Here is an 18,006-nt window from a genome sequence, read left to right as displayed (position 1 = left end):
CCTGATCCGAAAGGCACGATCCGATGTTCGACTATGAGACGCTGCGCATATTGTGGTGGGGGCTGATGGGGGTGTTGCTCATCGCCTTTGCGCTGACCGACGGGTTCGACCTCGGGGTCGCCACGCTTCTGCCGTTCGTCGCAAGGACCGATTCCGAGCGCCGGATGGTGATCAATTCGGTCGGTCCGACCTGGGAGGGGAACCAGGTCTGGTTCATCCTGGGTGGCGGCGCGATCTTTGCCGCCTGGCCGTTCGTCTATGCGGTCAGCTTTTCGGGCTTCTACCTCGCGATGTTCCTCGTGCTCGCGGCGCTGATCCTGCGACCGGTCGGGTTCAAATACCGGTCGAAGCGGCCGGATCCGCGGTGGCGGTCCGGATGGGACTGGGCGCTGTTCGTCGGGGGCATCGTGCCGGCGCTCGTTTTCGGGGTCGCGGTCGGCAATGTCCTGTCGGGGGCGCCGTTCCGGCTGGACAGCGATCTGCGCGCCTTTTTCGACGGCAGCTTTTTCGGGCTGTTCACGCCCTTCACGCTGATCTGCGGCCTGTTGTCGGTCGCGATGCTGGTCCTTCACGGCAGCGCGTGGCTGGCGATCAAGGTCGAGCATGGCCCCGTCCATGACCGCGCGACGCGGTTCGGGACGTTGGCCGCGATCCTGTCGCTGGTCCTGTTCGCGGCCGGCTGGGCGTTCGTCGCCTGGACCGATATCGGGTTCCGCATCGTCGGGACCATCGATGCGGCGGGGCCATCCAATCCGCTGCGCACGACGAGCGAAATCGCCGCGGGCGCGTGGCTGGCGAACTATGCACTCCATCCCTGGATGATGATTGCCCCGCTGCTGGGATTCGGCGGCGCGGTGGTCGCGCTGATTGGCATACGCCGACGGATCGAGAGTGCGGCATTTGCGGGATCCTCGGCATCGGCGGTAGGGATCGTCGCGACCGTCGGGCTGTCGATGTTTCCCTACATCCTGCCGTCCAGCATCGACGCGCATTCGAGCCTGACGGTCTGGAATGCGTCATCGTCCGAAAAGACACTCGGGATCATGCTGTTCGTCACCGCCGTCTTCCTGCCGATCGTCCTCGCCTACACCGCATGGGCCTTCAAGCTGATGTGGGGCCGGGTCACCGCGCACGAGGTCGCGACCAATCCCGATTTCTACTGATCACTCCGTGCGGCAAGGACGATAGATAATGTGGTATTTCAGTTGGGTATTGGGTCTCGGCCTTGCGCTGGGCTTCGGAGTGCTGAACGGCATGTGGCATGAATTCTCGTTGCCGGCCGATGACGAGATCGACGTACCGGACATGCCGTAGACAGTGACGGGCAACATATCCTGCCCGGCCCGTCCGGCGATATTGACCAGTCGGCGCCGAATTGATGCGGTCAATTCGGCGACCGGGCGCTATATCTGCCGTCATGCTTGCTGCAACCATCTGTGTCGACTGTGCAGTTCGCGATCAGTCGCTCTGCGGAAGCCTGACCAATAGCGAACTGCATGCGCTCAATACCCTGGGTCGGCGGCGGATCGTGCGGCGTGGCGAGACGCTGATCTGGGCGGGTGAGGACAATATCCTGTGCGCCAATCTCCTGTCGGGCGTGCTCAAGCTCGTCGCATCGAGCGGTGACGGTCGCGAGCAGATCGTCGGGCTCCTATACCCCGCCGACTTTGTCGGGCAGCCCTATCCCGGGCAGGCCGATTTCAGCGTGTCGGCGCTGACCGACGCGGAAGTGTGCATCTTTCCGCGGGCGTCGTTCGAGCGCGTCCTGACCGATCATGCGCGGATGGAGCGGCTGTTGCTGCAACGCACGCTTGCCGCGCTCGACGAAGCACGATCGCGCATGCTGACGCTCGCGCGCAAATCGGCGAGCGAGAAGGTCGCAGGGTTTCTCGTCGATATGGCGACCCGTGCCGCGGCGACCGGTTGCAGGGGAACGCCCAGCGGGCCGGTCACGTTCGACCTCCCGCTTTCGCGGGGACAGATCGCCGACATATTGGGGCTGACGATCGAGACCGTCAGCCGGCAGATGACGCAGCTGAAGACCCGCGGCGTCATCGGCTTGCCCGGCGGACGAGCCATCACCATTGTCGACCGCGACGCTCTCGCGGCGCGCGCCGATCCGGCATAGCGACGCCGGGAGCGACAGCAGGCTGTGCTCAGGGTAAAGTGCTACGCGCCAGGCTGTCGGTCAGCCGCATCCTGGCGGGGCGCGTGAGGCGGGCATGCCCCAGGGTCAGGATCGCCAGCTCGGTGAAGTCGGTGGCACGCCGGCAGCCGTCGAAGAAACATCGCAGCATATAGCCGAGCATGTCGGGCGCGAAGCGGTCGGCTTCGATCGAGCGCGGATCAAGCGCGACGATGAGATCCTGCGCATAGACGGCGTCGGTCGCGCGGTGCGCGGCGACATGATCGAGCAACACGCCGATCAGCGGCTGTGACGGGGTTCGTCGGAACAGCGTGTCGAGCGTCGGCTCGAGGCCATCGTCGCGCCGTTCGGTCATCAAGGCCAGTCGCGCACAGATCCAGTCCGCATCGCGCGCCGAGGGTCTGACGGGCAAGCAGTCTGCGCAATGCTCCAGAATGCTGCACAGGCTGCGCAGATCGGCATGCGCGGACAACAGGTCCACAAGATCGTCGTCGCGGATGACATGCCAGTGACGACACGCTGCAACCGGGGACGACTCGCCGTCGCGCGATGCCCGATCGACGCGCTGCGCCTCGCCGTCCTGCTTCGTGCCGTGCCCGTCCGTCATGCCGGCTCCTCCGGTTATCGCTCTGCCCGTTATGGCGAACCGTGGCATTGATCGTCGTCAAAGGGGCGGGGTGCCGGTTTGAGGCGACCGCGGCGCCAAGTCGCGAACTGATATTTGGTGACGTTTACCGATGCTTAGGCGCGCCGGCCTATCCTGGGACGGGTCGCCGCGCCGTTCCGAAGTCGCGGGATGGACGCATTTTCACAGCTGACCATAATGGTGGAACTGCCCGTCATAATGGGTCAATATATTCGCCAATGAGCTAGGTAATAATACAGTATTGGCATATACTTGCCGGATAGCATGGAGACTTCAACGCAAGACGATCCTGTTTCGACAATGAGCCAGCCGGGCCGTACTGTGGCCGGGTTGTGCATCGCGGCTGTCTTTGCGTGTGCGACGGTCCCGATGATCGGGGGATGCTGCGGATTCCCGTGCTGACGACGTTCGGTTTGGTCGAGCCAATGCCGCCGTTCGGCTGCATTGCCTTTGCCTGCATGGCGGCGGCGACCCTGATATTGTCACGCGGACATTCCAGTCGCCGGGCCATGCCGCTGCTCGCCGTGCCGATCGCCATTGGTCTTGAGCGCCTGTTCGTCCAACTGGTCCTGCCGGCCGGGAGCCATGGAATCGATGGGTGGCTGTTTGCGGACGATGTCCGGACAGCCTTTGATCGCGCGATGACGGGGCCGGGCATTGTCGCCGATCTCATACTCGTCGCATTGCCCGTCGCGATCGGCGCAGCCGCGGCAAATACCCGCTCCTATGGACGGCTGGCGGCGGCACTCGCAGGCGGCAGTTTGGTGACTGCAAGCACAGCCTTATTGTTGATCCCGATGCTCCCGGCCCTGCATGCGACCGGGTGGCATCTGTCGTCGACGTCCCTGCCATCCGCGATCGGCGCGATGCTGCTGGCCCTGGCGGTACTTGCCTGGCGAAGTGATATTCTGGACGAGCCCGGTGCCTGGTCGCCCGAATGGCACATGTTGCGACTTGTTCTGCCTCTGCTGCTGGTCGTACCGGTGCTAGCGCCGCTCGTGGAAATGGCGAGCATCGAGCTTGCCGGGGTGTCTGCGGTCTGGGGCGAACTGCTGACCGTCACGCTGAATTTCGTGGTGGTCAGCGCGCTCGTCACCTGGACGGTGCGGAGCGGAGCGCGGCATCGCGCCGCGTTGTCCGAGCTGACCGAGGCATTGAACGCCGCACCTATGGCGCTGGTCGACACCGATGACCGGATCATCCACTGGTCGCGCGGGTGCGAGGAATTATACGGTTGGCGTGCGCACGAGGCGCTCGGCAGGCAGAAGCATGTATTGCTCGCGTCGTGCACCGCCGACGGCAGCTTGGCGACAGGCTGCCCGCATGCCGATGGCGAGCGCGAACTGATCGAGCGCCGCCGCGACGGCAGCGCGGTTCACGTGATCGAGCAGGCGCGCAGGGTCGAGAAGCTAGCCCGTGCGCCGGCTCTCGTCCTGTCGATGACCGATATCAGCACCCGGCTCAAGATCGAGGCCGCGCTGCGCAAGAGCGAGGAGCGTCTCGCGCTCGCCAGCAGCGCGCACGAGGTCGGGGTCTTCGAATGGGAGGTGGCGACCGGGGCACTGACCTGGACCGCAGGGTCCGAGCAGCGTCTTGGGCTGCCGGCGGGAAGCCTGCACGATTATCCGAGCTGGGCGGCGCTGATCGATCCGGACGATCTGGCGGAGGTCGAACGTACGATCGCGGAAACCGTCGGCAAGCGCGCACCCCGCATCAGCTTCACCTATCGGCTCAGATTGCCCAACGGCACGCAGCGCTTTCTCGAGGGCTCTGCCCGGTGCTTCTATGATCAGGCCGGCGTCATGATCCGGACGACGGGGATCACGCTCGACATCACGCGGCACGAAGAGCGCGAGGCCGCACTTCGGGTGCGCGAGGCGCAGCTGCGGTCAATTCTTGAAACCGTGCCCGACGCGATGATCGTCATCGACGAGGCCGGCGCCATCCGCTCCTTCAGCGCCGCCGCCGAACTCATCTTCGGCTATAGCGCCGCCGAGGCGATCGGATTGAACGTGCAGACCCTGATCCCGGGCGAGCGTGAGGCGTGGCAGCAGGGGTATTTACGGCGTTATCCGGCCTCGGGCGATCGGCGTGGCGTTGGTCATGGCCGGCTCACCACCGCGCGGCGCGCGGACGGGAGCAGCTTCCCGGTAGAGCTGCATGTCGGCGAAGCGCTGGTCGACGGCGAACGCGTGCTGACGGGGTTCGTCCGTGACATTTCGGAACGGATCGCCGCGGAAGAGCGGCTGAGCCTCGTCCGGCGGGAATTGATGCAGGTCATCCGGTTGAACGCGGTCGGCGAAATGGCTGCGGCGCTCGCGCATGAACTCAACCAGCCGCTCGCTGCGATCGCGAACTTCGTCACGACCGCCGAATTGCTCCTCGACAGCGGCGCCGGCATGGATGGCGACCGGCTCAAGGCCACGTTGATATCAGCGAACACGCAGGCCCTGCGGGCAGGAGACATCATCCACCGGCTTCGCGAGTTCATCGCCAAGCGCGAGTCCGAGATGCGGATCGAGCCCGTGGAGGCGACACTGCGTGAGGCCGTCACGTTGCTGACGTCCGGCGGACAGCATGCCGATATCGAGCTGAGCTTCTCGCTGTCCCCCGACGCCGACTTCATGCTCGCGGATCGGATCCAGGTGCAGCAGGTGGTCGTCAACCTGCTCCGCAACGCGTTCGAAGCATTGGCGACATCGCCCGACGGCGCGCGCGGCGTCCTCATCGAGGCGCGGTTGAACAAAGCGGCGCTCGTCGAGATCAGCATCTGCGACAATGGTCCCGGCTTGCCCGATGCGATCCTGTCGCGGATGTTCACGCCCTTCACGTCATCGAAGGGGGAGGGGGGCATGGGCTTCGGCCTGTCGATCTGCCGCCGCATCGTCGAAGCGCATGGCGGGGAGCTAGTCGGCTTCAACGCCCCGGGCGGTGGCGCCTGCTTTCGCTTCACCGTGCCGCATGTCTGTTTGGAATAAGCCGTGAAAGGATGTCTGGATGCGTACCGTCTATGTCGTCGACGATGACGACGCCGTCCGTGCATCGGTGCAGGGGCTGCTGTCGACCCGTCCGAACCTGCTGATTCGCGGCTTTCGCTCCGGGGATGCGTTTCTGGACGAACTCAGCAGCCTCGACCCGGGTATCGTGCTGCTCGACCATCACATGCCCGGAACCACCGGGCTCGAGGTGTTGCGAAAGCTTGTGCCGTTCGCACCGCATTTTGCGCCGATCATCCTGACCGGGCAGGGCGACGTGCAACTCGCCGTCGAGGCGATGAAGGCGGGCGCGCTCGAGTTTCTGGAGAAGCCGTGCGATCCGCACATCCTGCTGCGCACGGTCGACGAAGGTTTTGCGCGGCTCGAAACCGAAACCGCGGCCGCGGACCGGACCCAGGCGGCGCGTCAGCGGATCGCGCGGCTCTCGATGCGCGAGACCGACGTGCTGATGGGACTGATCGACGGCCAGCCGAACAAGGTGATCGCGCATGCGCTGAGCCTGAGCCCGCGTACCGTCGAGATCTACCGTGCCAATCTGATGGACAAGCTCGGCGTGCGGAGCCTGTCTGAGGCGCTTCGGATCGCCTTTGCCGCCGGCCTCGTGACGGTCGACTGACGATCGTGCGGTCCAAGGGGGTGTCGTTTGTGGCGCCTGCCGGTTAGGAAGGATCCGACGCCACGCGGGAGTATCTTTTGGAAGCTGTATCGATCGTTCTGTTCCTCCTGCTCGCGGTCGTCCTGAGCGGGTCCATTTCGCGAATGCTCCCCGTGCCGGTGCCGACGCCTCTGGTGCAGATCATGCTCGGTGCGGTCATCGGTTTGTCGACGTCGTACCGGGTCGCGCTCGATCCCGAACTCTTCCTGCTGCTGTTCCTGCCACCGTTGTTGTTCCTCGATGGCTGGCGGATCCCCAAAGACGAGCTGCTCAAGGACATTTCGACCGTGGTCGAACTGGCGCTGGGGCTGGTCCTGATCACCGTGATCGGCATGGGACTGTTCATCCACTGGATGATCCCGGCCATGCCGCTCGCCGTGGCGTTCGCGCTGGCTGCGGTGGTGTCGCCGACCGATCCGATCGCAGTCTCGGCGATCGCCGCACGCGTCCCGATCCCGAAGCGGATGATGCACATCCTTGAAGGGGAATCGCTGCTGAATGATGCGTCGGGCCTCGTCTGTCTGCGCTTCGCGATCGCCGCGGCGCTGACCGGATCCTTCTCGCCGTCCTCCGCCGCAATCAACTTCGTCTGGGTGGCCGGCGCAGGGATCGTCGTGGGCGTCGGCCTGACGCTCGCGGTCACGCGCGCCAAAGCCTGGGTATCGCGGCGGTTCGGTGAGGAATCGGGGTCGCAGATCCTTGTCAGCCTGCTGATTCCGTTCGGTTCCTATCTGCTCGCCGAACATCTTCACGCGTCGGGGATCCTCGCGGCCGTCGCGGCGGGCGTGACGATGACCTATGCCGAGATATCGCGTCAGGCGCTGCCCAATACGCGGATGCGGCGCAACTCGGTGTGGGACACGATCCAGTTCGCGCTCAACGGTATCATCTTCGTGCTGCTCGGCGAACAGCTGCCGGCGATCCTTGCGGGTGCCAGGACGACGGTCAAGATGACGGGGCATGACAGCACTGTCTGGCTAGCTGCCTATGTCCTCGCGATCGTCGCCGGGCTTGCCGCCCTGCGGTTCGTCTGGGTCTGGGTTTCGTTGCGGCTGACGCTGCTGCGCCGACGCTATCGCGACGGGGTGACGGTCCACAGCCCGGACTGGCGGCTGGTCGCGGCGATGTCGCTGGCGGGTGTTCGCGGGGCGATCACGCTGGCAGGTGTCCTGACGATCCCGCTGATGCTCGACGACGGCACCGCGTTTCCGGCGCGCGACCTCGCCATATTCCTCGCCGCAGGGGTGATCATCGTGTCGCTGGTGCTGGCGAGCGTCGGCTTGCCGATCCTCCTCAACGGCCTGACGATGCCGCCCGAGCCGTCGTTGCTGGCGGAAGAGGATGCGGCGCGGGTCGCGGCGGCGGAAGCGGCGATCCGCGCGGTCGAGCGGTCGCAGCATGAGCTGGCCGAACGGATGGGCGACGGCGATTTCTATGCGGCGGCGGGTGGCCGGGTGATGGACATCTATCGCGACCGGATCGACAGCCGCAGCGGTTCTGCCAAGGCGTCCGCGGCCGCGCGGGTGCAGGACCGGATCGAGCGCGACTTCAAGCTCGTCGCGCTCCAGGCGGAACGCAGCACGATCGTCGATCTCGCGCGCGATCGCCGGATCGGCAGTGCGACGATCCGCAAGCTGGTCCGAGAGCTTGATCTCGTCGAAGCCCGGTATCGCAGCTGACGGTTTGCGAGGGCCTTAGACGGGGGCTCCCGGCTTGGTCAGCGTGGAAAGCCATGCCGCCACATCGTCGGGCCGGGTCACGGGGATCATGTGGCCGCCCGCGACCAGCGTGAGCGCCGCGGCGGGACAGGCGTTGGCGAGGCCCCGGCCGTGCGCCAACGGATCGAGCACCGCGTCGTCGCGTCCGAACAGGATCGCGGTCGGAACGGACAGTGAGGGATAGCGCGCGACCATCGCCGGCAGATTGGCATTTGCCGCGGCGAGATCTGCCGCCGCTCCGGCAAAGGCCGATGGACGACCGATCAGCGCGCCGCCGCCGCGTGTCGCGAAATCGTCGGGTACCGGATCGGGTGCGAAGACCATGCGCGCGCCGCTGGGTCGCGCGAGCAGCGCCGCGGGCGTGGCGACCGTCCATGCCAGCGCGCTGCGCATCGCGCGCGTACCGATGGCGCGCGTCGCGACGATCTGCGGCACGGTGGCGAGCGGCTGGGTCAAGGGTGCGATCAGCGCGAGCCCGCCGACCTGCTGCGGATGATCGAGCGCAAGCGCGAGCGCGATCGCGCCGCCCAGCGAGTGGCCGACGACGAGCGGCCGGTCGAGCCCCATCGCGGTGATGAACGCCGCGACATGCGCGGCTTGTGCACGGATATTGGCCTGCGCGATCGGCGCCGAATAGCCGGAGCCGGGGCGGTCGATCAGGATCACGCGGTGATCCGCACTTAGTCGGTCGAGCAACGCATAGCCGAAGTTGCGCATCTGCCCGCCAAGCCCGTGGATCATCACGATCGCCGGGCCCGTACCGCGTTCGAGATAATGCATGCGTCGCCCGTCGATCTCGATGAACCTGCCGTCGGCGGGCACGCGGCGTTCCACGCGGTTCGCCGCGAGCCTGGCGAACAGCGCAAGACCGGCCACCACACTGAGCGCGAGACCGGCTGCACGCGCGGCCGGATGGCGAGGCGGCGTGGAGGCCGCATGGTCGTTCTCATTCATATGCGTCATCCGCCGACACATAGATTGCGCCGACAGGTCACGCCAAGCCTCCGCGAGGCCGGTATGCAACCCGCTTGCGAAGCGGCAGGCGCAGGCGGCATGACGCTGGTATTGGAACCGGGCCGGGCGGGTGCGCCGGATGGGAGATGGTGATGACCGACATGATGGCGATCCTGGCGGCGCAGCGCGCGGCATCGATGGCGGCGATGCCCGAGCCGCTGTCGGTCCGCAAGGACCGGCTGAAACGGGCCGCGGCGATGATCCGCGAGTCCGCCACACGGTTCTGCGATGCACTGTCGGTGGATTTCGGTCACCGGAGCCGCGAGCAGTCGATGATCACCGACATCGCCGGATCGATTGCGCCGATCACCCATGCGATCAAGCATCTCGACCGCTGGGCGAAACCGGAGCGGCGTGCGGTGCAGTTCCCGCTCGGGCTGCTCGGCGCGAAGGCCTGGGTTGAATATCAGCCCAAGGGCGTGGTCGGGGTGATCGCGCCGTGGAACTTCCCGGTCAACCTCATCATGGCGCCGCTTGCCGGCATCTTCGCGGCCGGCAACCGCGCGATCGTCAAGACCAGCGAATATACCCCGGTCACGGGTGCGCTGTTTGAGGACTTGGTCGGGCGGTATTTCGCGGCGGACGAACTGGCCTTTGTCGGGGGCGGTCCGGAGGTCGGCAAGGCGTTTGCCAGACTGCCGTTCGACCATCTGCTCTTCACCGGCGCGACAGGGATCGGGCGCCATATCCTCCACGCTGCCGCTGACAATCTCGTCCCCGTGACATTGGAGCTGGGCGGCAAGTCGCCAGTGGTGATCGGCAAGGGCACGGATATCGCGCGCGCGACCGAGCGGGTTGCGCTCGGCAAGATGCTGAATGCCGGCCAGATCTGTCTCGCGCCCGATTACATGCTGGTCCGCGACGCCGACGAGGCTGCGGTTGTGGCCGGGCTGACCGCGGCGGCGAGCGCGATGTATCCGACATTGCTCGACAACCCGGACTATACGTCGCTGGTCAGCGACCGTCACATGGCGCGGTTGAACGACTGGCTCGACGATGCCCGAACCAAGGGCGCGCGGGTCGAGATCGTCAATCCGGCGGGCAAGGACCTGAGCGGTGCGAATACGCGCAAGATGCCGCTGCACATCGTCCGCGACGCGACCGATGACATGATCGTGATGCAGGAGGAGATATTCGGTCCGGTCCTGCCGATCCGTCGCTATGACGATATCGACGACGCGATCGGCCAGATCAATCGCCGCGACCGGCCGCTCGCCCTCTACCACTTCGGCAGCGATGCGGGCGAGCGTCGCCGGTTGCTCGATCGAACCGTGTCGGGTGGCGTCAGCCTCGACGACGTGATCCTCCACGTCTCGATGGAGGATCTGCCGTTCGGCGGCATCGGCCCGTCGGGCATGGGCGCCTATCACGGCGCAGACGGGTTCCGCACGTTCAGCCATGCCCGCGCGGTCTTCCGGCAGGCGCGGTTCGACGTCGCCAAACTGGCTGGCCTGAAGCCCCCCTATGGTGCAACCGCGCGCAAGGCCGCCGCGCGGCTGATCGGATGAACCGCGCGTCCAACCGACCCACCGCGCCCGCCGGCGGTCAGAAGTCCTTGCGCAGCAGCAGCCCGGCGTAGCGCTGGTCGTCACGCGGGACGAACCGGACCGTCCCTGCGAACGTCCCCGCGGTCAGGAATGACGAATAGGAGGTGTTCGTCAGGTTCTTCACATAGGCGCGCAGCTGCCAGCCCGACTGGTCGCTGAGCAGGGCGACGCTCGCATTCCAGATCGCATAGGCGGGCTGCACCGTGCTCGGTGTCTGCGCCAGTGCATATTGCACCTTGCTGCTGAACGTCACGTCGCTCTGCAGTTCGAGCGCGAGCGTGTCGCTGAGCGCGAAGCGATAGGCCGCATTCTCATAGAGCTTGATCTTGGGGGCATAGGGGAGTGGCTGGCCGTCGATGTTGCAGCTCGTCGGCGCACCCGGCGGGCAGAGGAAATTGCGCACCGTGGCGTCGGTATAGGCGGCCGAGATGTCGAGCGTCAGGCCCTTGGTCGGGCGCAGCGTCACGTCCGCCTCCGCCCCGCGCGACCGCACCGAGCCGGCGTTGATCAGGCGGCTGACCTGCGCGCCCGCGACGACGTCGTTAAAGCTGGCCTGATACCCGTCGAAGTTCGTCGTGAACGCGGCCAGGCTGTAGCTCAGTGCACGGTCTGCGGTGCTGCCCTTCAACCCGACTTCGTAGGAGTTCGACGTCTCGGGGCTCAGCGGGACCTCGTCGAGCGGCGTTGTGGCGTTGAGCGACCGCATGTTGAAATACACGTTATACGCCGACCCCTTATAGCCGCGCGAATAGGTGAAATAGGTCTGCGCATGATCGCCGAGATCATATTGGAGACCGAGCCGGTAGCTGTCGCCACGCCGATCGAGCCCGTCGCTGGCATTGTGATAGGCGCGCACGCCGGGTCGATCGAGCGCCGCTGCACCGGTATTGAGCGGATCCGCGCTCGACGTGCGGACATGGTAGAAATCGAGGCTGTCCCAGGTCGAACGATAGCCCGCGATACCACGGAAGCGCGGGGTGAAATTGACGTTGGCCTCGCCGAACAACGCGAAATTGTTGTTGGTGATGCCGTAGTTCGCGACACCCGTCGTCGTGCTGCGCGCACCACCAGCGGCGAGCGACGTCAGCGTCCGCTGATAGGTCTCGTCGGTGGTGGCGTGGAGATAATAGGCGCCGAGCACGTAATCGATCAGCCCGCCCTTGGGCGATGTGAGCCGCAGCTCCTCCGAGAACTGCTTGGTGTTCACCCGCCCCGTATCCTGGCCGGACGGGAAGGCGGTCGAAAGCGCGGCGACGCTGTCATAATCCTGACGCTGCGTGTTCAGCCACTGCCGCCAACCGGTGATCGAGGTGAGGTGATAGTCGCCGAGCGTGAGGTCGCCCGTGAACGAGCCGCCGTAATTCTCGTCACGCACGTCGGTGATCGTATCGTTGTTCGTCAGGCGGTTGCCGGCGTTCGCACCGATGCCGCTTGCCGTGAGCGCGGCGGCCAGGTCGGGGGAATTGGTGACGGTGCCGGTGGGGTAGGCGGTCCGGCTGGTGGTGGCATAGACGCTGGTCGGGGTGGTATCGTGCGAATTGAGATAGTCGCCGATGATCGTGAACTTCAGTGCGTCCGACGGCGTGATCACCAGCTTGCCGCGCGCACCGTAGCGCCGATAGCCGTTGACGTCGTCGTTGCGGGCGACGTTGCGGACATTGCCCTTGAAGTCGTCGTAAAGGCCGCCGATCAGCGCCTGGACCTTGCCGGGCACGATCGCACCCGAGATGCCGGCCTTGATCCGGTATTCCTCGTCCGACGTCACGCCCGCTTCGCCGAACATCCGGAACTCGTCGGTCGGATTGCGCGTGACGATGTTGACGACGCCCGCGGACGCGTTCTTGCCGAACAGCGTGCCCTGTGGGCCACGCAGGACCTCGATCCGCTCGACTTCGCCCAGATCGAGCGTCGACTGGCCGGGGCGGGTGAGGACGACGCCGTCGAGCACGGTCGACACCGACGGCTCGACGCCCGGCGAGGTGGTGATCGTGCCGACGCCGCGAATGAAGATCGTCCGGTCCTTGTTCGACGCACCGCTTCGAAAGCCGACCGCGGGGATCGTCGCGGCGATGTTCTCGACGGTGTTCAACTGGCGTTCGGCAAGCGACTGTCCGCTGACGGCGGTGATCGCGATCGGTACGGACTGAAGGCTTTCGTTGCGAAAGCGCGCGGTGACGACGACGTCTTCGCCGGTGTCGGCGGCAGGCGTCGCCGCCTTGGGCGTCGCGGTTGTCGGCGCGGCGGCCGTGTCCTGAGCGAATGCCGGCGCGGCCAGGGTCGCAAGCGCGGTGCCGGCCAGCAGCGCCACATGGCGTGGATCGATCATGATATCCCTCCCGAAGATGATGTCGTCTTTTAAATCCCATTCAGCCGATGGGTATATAGATCTGGATGCAGGCGCATCGTATCAGCTTTAGTGCCCCTCGACCGGGCGCAACCGCGGCAACAGCAGCTGGATCCAGCCGACCGCGAGCAGATAGGAGACGCTGGCGAACAGGAACAGCGGCAGGTAGCCGAGCCCGGCGGTCAGGACGAGGCCGGCGACCTTGGCGATCACCATACCACCGACATTGCCGCTGAACGAGCCGAACGCGGTAACCCGGCCGAGCTTGTCCTGCGGCACGACGTCGGCGATCAGCGCGAACAGGTTGGTCGAGAACGCCTGGTGCGCGGCGAGCGTCAGCGCCATCAGCGCGATCGTGACGGGATAGCTGCCGACGTAAAGCACGAGCGGAACGGGCAGGACGCAGAGCGCGGCAACCAGCAATATGCCCTTGCGGACGGCGTTGACGCTGTAGCCGAGGCTCAGCAGCCGGGTCGCCACGCCGCCGCCGAGCAGCGAGCCGACCGCAGCGCCACCATAGGCGATGGCCAGCGGGACGCCGAGCGCGACCCCGCTCAAACCATATTGCCGGTGAAAGAAGTCGGGCAACCAGAAGAGCATCAGCCACCAGGTCGCGTCGGACAGGATCTTGGCGACCGCGATCGCCCAGGTCTGGCGATTGTGCAGTATCGGGCCATAGTCGCCGACCGGTGCCGCGGCATCTGCGGCGCCCATGGGCTGCAAGGTGAAGCGCAGGCGACGTGTCGCCATCAGCCAGACCGCCGCCCAGACGAGCCCGAGCGCGCCTGCGACGACGAACGTCCCCCGCCAGCCGACGAGCAGAGCGACCCCCGGAATCGCCAGCGGCGCCAGGATCGCGCCGATGCTGTTGGCCGCATTGGTCGCGCCGAACCCGCTCGACCGCCAGTTCTTGGGCAGCACCGACGCGATCGTCTTGATCCCGGTCGGCGTGCCCATCGCCTCGGTCGCGCCCAGGCTGACGCGGATCATCACGAATTCGGTCATCGATCGTGCCCAGCCATGCGCCATCGCGGCGATGCTCCACGCCGCGACACCGATCGGGTTCGCCCATTTCACCCCGAGCTTGTCGACGATCCAGCCAGTGAACAGGAACGCGAACGCCGCACCGCCCTGGAACCAGGCGGCGAGCGTCCCGTAATCATCGTCACTCCAGCCGAGATCGGCGGCGATCGTCGGCTTCAGCACGGCGATGATCTGACGGTCGACGAGGTTGAGGATGCCGGCGGTGACGACCAGCGCGAACAGCAATGTGCGGCCACGGGCGCTGAGTTGTGCGACGGTCTTGGTGGGCAAAGTCATAGCGGGCCAGCATGGACAAGAGGACGATGGATGCGAGCCAGTTTCTCTTGTCCGCGTCGGTTATTTGATTTCAGTCGGTCTCAGCGGGCAGGCCTGCGTCCTAGACGACCAAGGGACCATGCTCGATCCGCGGCAGCACGTGGCGTGCAAACAGGTCGGCCTCGGCGGCGTGCGGATAGCCCGACAGGATGAACGCATCGATCCCTTCGGCCCGGTAGGCGTTGAGCTTGGCGAGCACCTGATCCGGATCGCCGACGATCGCGGCACCGCATCCCGACCGTGCGCGGCCGATCCCGGTCCACAGATTGGCCTCGGCATAGCCATCGTCGGATCCCTCACGCAGTTCGGCCTGGCGACGGACGCCGGCGGACTGAGAATCGAGCGAACGCGCGCGGATCGCCTGGCCTTCGGCATCGTCGAGCTTGGACAGCAGACGATCGGCCGCGGCGCGGGCTTCCGCCTCGGTGTCGCGAACGACGACATGGACACGGTAGCCGAAGCGCAGCGTGCGGCCGTGACGTGCGGCGCGGGCGCGCAGGTCGGCGATGATCGCACGAACGCCGTCCATCGTGTCGGGCCACATCAGATAGACATCCGCATTGGTCGCCGCGGCCTCCCGTGCGGCCTCGGACAGGCCACCGAAATAAAGCGCGGGACAGCGCCCCGACACGGTGGTCGTCCGCGGAGGATCGAGCTTCAGTTTCCAGAAGTCGCCGTCATGATCGAGCGGCTTGCCGTCGAGCAGCGTGCGCAGGATGTGCATTGCCTCGACCGTGCGCGCATAGCGTGGCGCGCTTGCGAGCGTTTCGCCGGGCAGGTCGCTGGAGATGATGTTGATCGCCAGCCGGCCGCCGAGCATCTGGTCGATCGTCGCGATCTGGCGGGCGAGCTGCGGCGGCCAGCTTTCGCCGATCCGTACCGCCATCAGCAATCGCAACCTCTTGAGCATCGGTGCGATCCCCGCGGCGAACGCGGTCGTGTCGATGCCGAGCGTATAGCCCGAGGGCAGCAGGATATTGTCGTATCCCGCCGTCTCGGCCTGCATCACGATGTCGCGGCAATGCTCCCAGCTCGATTTCAGCGCGGGGTAGGGGACGCCGAGAAACTCGTAATCATCGTCGCACAGCGCGGAAAACCAGCTGATCTCGCAGGGTGGAAGGCTTGCTGACGGATCGATCATGGCAGCGAGACACCCATGCCGGCCTGCAGCACCGCATACCATTCGCTGCGGGTCCATTCGACCTTGTACGCATCGGCCGAGGCAGCGATCCGCGCCGGGGTCTGCGAGCCGACGATCGGGATGATCCGCGCCGGATGCGCCATGATCCACGCCAGCGTCGCGGTGGCGGCGTCGACGCCGTAGCGCGCGCCATGCTCGGCGAGCAGCGTTGCCGCCGGATGATCACCCTGCGCCAGCCGGCCCCCGCCAAGCGGCGACCACGCCATCACCGCGACGTCGTGCGTCATCGCCTGATCGAGCGTGCCATCGAACAGGGGCGCGGTCTGGAGCGGGGAAAACTCGGGCTGGGTGCTGACGATCGGCTGGCCGAGAAACGCCTGCAATGCCGCAAATTCGTGGACGCTGTAGTTCGAGACGCCGATGCTGCGCACCTTGCCCGCGTCGATCATGCGCGTCAGCGCCTCGGCGACCTCCTGCGGATGGGTCAGGAAATCGCGGCGGTGGATCTGGTACAGATCGACCTGTTCGATCGCCATCCGCGTCAGCGACGCGTCGAGGGCGTCGGCCAGATACTCTGCACTGGAATTATACGGAATGCCGGGACGGATGCCCGCTTTGGTCGCGATCACCATCTTCGCGCGCAGGCTCCGGTCCTCGGCCAGCGCGCGCCCGAACAGCGCCTCTGCCGAGCCGAAGCCCGCCGGGACGTCGCAGCCATAGATGTCGGCGGTGTCGAAGAAGTTGATTCCCGCACCCAGCGCCGCGTCGATCATCGCGCGGACCGGCGCGGTTTCTCCGGCCAGCCGCCACATGCCCCAGGCTATCGGCGAAACAAGGATTTCGCTCTTGCCGAGCGGGCGAAGGTCGTTGGAAAGGCGGATCGTCGTCATGCCGACGGCTCATGGCATAGGGATAGACAGCTTGGTAGCCACGATCAGATACGGTGTCGTCGGAACGGGCATGATGGGCGTCGAACACATCCGCAACCTGGCGATCCTCCCCGGTGCAGAGATCGTCGCGATCGCGGATCCGGTCGCGACGTCGATCGACTGGGCGACCGAGGCGCTCGGCGACCGGGCCGATGGCGTCGCGCGGTTCGACTCGGTCGAGGCGTTTGCAAAGCGGGCCGATGTCGACGCGATCGTCATCGCGTCGCCGAACAACACCCACCGCGACGTGCTTGAGCAGCTGTTCGCGATGGACGCCGCGATCCTGTGCGAGAAACCGCTGGCGACGACGATCGACGATGCGCGGTGGATCGTCGAGCGTGCCGCCGCGCACGCCAGGCCGTTCTGGACCGGGATGGAGTATCGCTTCATGCCGCCTGCAGCCGCCTTTATCGACCAGGTCCAGGCGGGCCGGGTCGGCCGGCTGCAGATGCTGTCGATCCGCGAGCACCGCTTTCCCTTCCTGTCCAAGGTCGGCGACTGGAACCGGTTTTCCCGGAACACCGGCGGCACGATGGTCGAGAAATGCTGTCACTTCTTCGATCTGATGCGGCTGATCGTCGGGTCGGAAGCGGTGCGCGTCCATTGCTCGGGCGCGATGGACGTGAACCATCTCGACGAACTTTATGACGGCGCGCGCCCGGACATCATCGACAACAGCTATACGACGGTCGATTTCGCGAACGGCGTGCGGGCGATGCTCGATCTCAGCATGTTCGCCGATGGTGCGGAGAATCAGGAGGAGATGTCGGCGACGGGCGATGCGGCGCGGCTTGACGTGCTAATTCCTGCAGGCGAGCTCGTCTATTCGCCACGGGTCGGATTTCTCAACCCCAAGGCGGTCGAGCGCAGCCATGTCTCGGTCGATCCGGCGGCCCGGGCCGCGGGCTCGCACGAAGGTGCAACCTATTATCAGCACGCCGCTTTTGCCGCCGCCGTGCGCGGCGAGGGACCGGTACAGGTCACCGCGGAGGATGGCCTGCGCGCGGTCGCGATCGGTACCGCCGCGGAGATCAGCGCGCGCGAGCACCGGGTCGTGACGATGGCGGAACTGGGCGTCTGACACGGCCGCGGGGTTGCGCGCCACCCGCCGGGCGCGCACAGGCTGTGGCGAAATCACGCCCAGGAGGTCGATATGCCCGTGAAGGTCATTGCGTTCGTTTCCGTCAAGCCCGGCCATGAGGAGGCGTTCATCGACGCCGCCCGCATCTGCGCCGCGGCGTCGCGGAATGAACCGGGGGTGCTCCACTACGATCTGTGGCGCGAGGCCGATGGCGACCGGCGCTTCGTGTTCAACGAGCTGTATGTCGACGATGCCGCGGTTCAGGCGCACATGGCGTCCGACCATTTCAAGGCACTGGGCGTGGCCTCGCGCGATCTCGCCGCCGCGCGTCCGACGATCATCGCGACGCATCCGGTCGACGTTGCAGGCTGAGGCAAGACCGCGGCCGCGACGCGCGCATCCGTGAGGGTCTAGCGCGTGCCGCCTGCGG

General features: G+C 66.1%; 15 protein-coding genes. 9 read left to right on the top strand and 6 right to left on the bottom strand.

What is annotated here, in order from left to right; translation table 11 throughout:
* Positions 1–23 precede the first annotated feature (23 nt).
* The 3 genes from cydB to IFS44_RS03095 all read left to right on the top strand — a co-directional run bounded on the left by cydB (position 24) and on the right by IFS44_RS03095 (position 2,128).
* Entirely contained in the window at positions 24–1,163 is a 1,140-nt protein-coding gene (gene cydB, locus IFS44_RS03105) for a cytochrome d ubiquinol oxidase subunit II (protein WP_192097437.1), read from the top strand.
* Between the two features lie 28 nt (positions 1,164–1,191).
* A complete protein-coding gene (cydX, locus tag IFS44_RS03100) occupies positions 1,192–1,314 on the top strand; it encodes a cytochrome bd-I oxidase subunit CydX (protein WP_031440400.1) in 123 nt (40 codons plus the stop codon).
* A gap of 103 nt (positions 1,315–1,417) precedes the next feature.
* Positions 1,418–2,128, top strand: coding sequence for a Crp/Fnr family transcriptional regulator (locus IFS44_RS03095; RefSeq protein WP_037529129.1), 711 nt, complete (start codon positions 1,418–1,420; stop codon positions 2,126–2,128).
* A gap of 28 nt (positions 2,129–2,156) precedes the next feature.
* Here the strand turns inward: IFS44_RS03095 and IFS44_RS03090 are convergent, their stop codons facing one another.
* Positions 2,157–2,753 carry a hypothetical protein gene (locus IFS44_RS03090; protein WP_192097436.1) on the bottom strand — a complete coding sequence of 199 codons (597 nt, stop codon included), beginning with the start codon at positions 2,751–2,753 and terminating at the stop codon, positions 2,157–2,159.
* Positions 2,754–3,172: 419 nt separating this feature from the next.
* Here IFS44_RS03090 and IFS44_RS03085 point away from each other — a divergent pair, with 419 nt between their 5' ends.
* The 3 genes from IFS44_RS03085 (at position 3,173) to IFS44_RS03075 (ending at position 8,122) form a co-directional block, all read left to right on the top strand.
* Positions 3,173–5,770, top strand: a complete 2,598-nt coding sequence (locus tag IFS44_RS03085) for a PAS domain S-box protein (protein ID WP_192097435.1) — start codon at positions 3,173–3,175, stop codon at positions 5,768–5,770.
* 19 nt (positions 5,771–5,789) lie between these two features.
* Positions 5,790–6,404 (top strand): response regulator transcription factor, encoded by a 615-nt coding sequence (locus IFS44_RS03080; protein WP_031394397.1) that lies wholly within the window; start codon positions 5,790–5,792, stop codon positions 6,402–6,404.
* Positions 6,405–6,481: 77 nt separating this feature from the next.
* Complete coding sequence (locus IFS44_RS03075) at positions 6,482–8,122, top strand: Na+/H+ antiporter (RefSeq protein ID WP_192097434.1); 1,641 nt, start codon at positions 6,482–6,484, stop codon at positions 8,120–8,122.
* Positions 8,123–8,137: 15 nt separating this feature from the next.
* Here the strand turns inward: IFS44_RS03075 and IFS44_RS03070 are convergent, their stop codons facing one another.
* The gene (locus IFS44_RS03070) at positions 8,138–9,124 is read right to left on the bottom strand and encodes an alpha/beta fold hydrolase (protein ID WP_244649847.1); all 987 of its coding nucleotides are present in this window, start codon (positions 9,122–9,124) and stop codon (positions 8,138–8,140) included.
* A gap of 152 nt (positions 9,125–9,276) precedes the next feature.
* On the opposite strand from IFS44_RS03070, the gene IFS44_RS03065 reads away from it, so the two are divergent.
* A complete protein-coding gene (locus tag IFS44_RS03065) occupies positions 9,277–10,683 on the top strand; it encodes a coniferyl aldehyde dehydrogenase (protein ID WP_446740836.1) in 1,407 nt (468 codons plus the stop codon).
* A 37-nt stretch (positions 10,684–10,720) separates the two neighbouring features.
* Here IFS44_RS03065 and IFS44_RS03060 read toward each other — a convergent pair whose 3' ends face one another.
* From IFS44_RS03060 to IFS44_RS03045, 4 genes are all read right to left on the bottom strand, one after another.
* On the bottom strand, positions 10,721–13,048 hold the full coding sequence (locus IFS44_RS03060) for a TonB-dependent receptor (protein WP_192097431.1): 2,328 nt from the start codon (positions 13,046–13,048) through the stop codon (positions 10,721–10,723).
* A gap of 87 nt (positions 13,049–13,135) precedes the next feature.
* On the bottom strand, positions 13,136–14,386 hold the full coding sequence (locus tag IFS44_RS03055) for an MFS transporter (RefSeq protein WP_192097430.1): 1,251 nt from the start codon (positions 14,384–14,386) through the stop codon (positions 13,136–13,138).
* A 100-nt stretch (positions 14,387–14,486) separates the two neighbouring features.
* On the bottom strand, positions 14,487–15,566 hold the full coding sequence (locus tag IFS44_RS03050; RefSeq protein WP_192097429.1) for an LLM class flavin-dependent oxidoreductase: 1,080 nt from the start codon (positions 15,564–15,566) through the stop codon (positions 14,487–14,489).
* Positions 15,563–16,456 (bottom strand): aldo/keto reductase, encoded by an 894-nt coding sequence (locus IFS44_RS03045; RefSeq protein WP_192097428.1) that lies wholly within the window; start codon positions 16,454–16,456, stop codon positions 15,563–15,565. Before IFS44_RS03045 ends, IFS44_RS03050 begins: the two co-directional genes overlap by 4 nt.
* A 31-nt stretch (positions 16,457–16,487) precedes the next feature.
* Between IFS44_RS03045 and IFS44_RS03040 the strand changes: the two genes are divergently transcribed.
* Positions 16,488–17,576 (top strand): Gfo/Idh/MocA family protein, encoded by a 1,089-nt coding sequence (locus IFS44_RS03040; RefSeq protein WP_274604196.1) that lies wholly within the window; start codon positions 16,488–16,490, stop codon positions 17,574–17,576.
* Between the two features lie 72 nt (positions 17,577–17,648).
* The gene (locus IFS44_RS03035) at positions 17,649–17,948 is read left to right on the top strand and encodes a putative quinol monooxygenase (RefSeq protein ID WP_031394383.1); all 300 of its coding nucleotides are present in this window, start codon (positions 17,649–17,651) and stop codon (positions 17,946–17,948) included.
* Positions 17,949–18,006: the final 58 nt, after the last annotated feature.

The sequence above is a fragment of the Sphingomonas sp. CFBP 13706 genome (assembly GCF_014842355.1).
Lineage (GTDB): Bacteria > Pseudomonadota > Alphaproteobacteria > Sphingomonadales > Sphingomonadaceae > Sphingomonas > Sphingomonas aerolata.
This window is presented reverse-complemented; position numbering and strand designations above follow the sequence as displayed.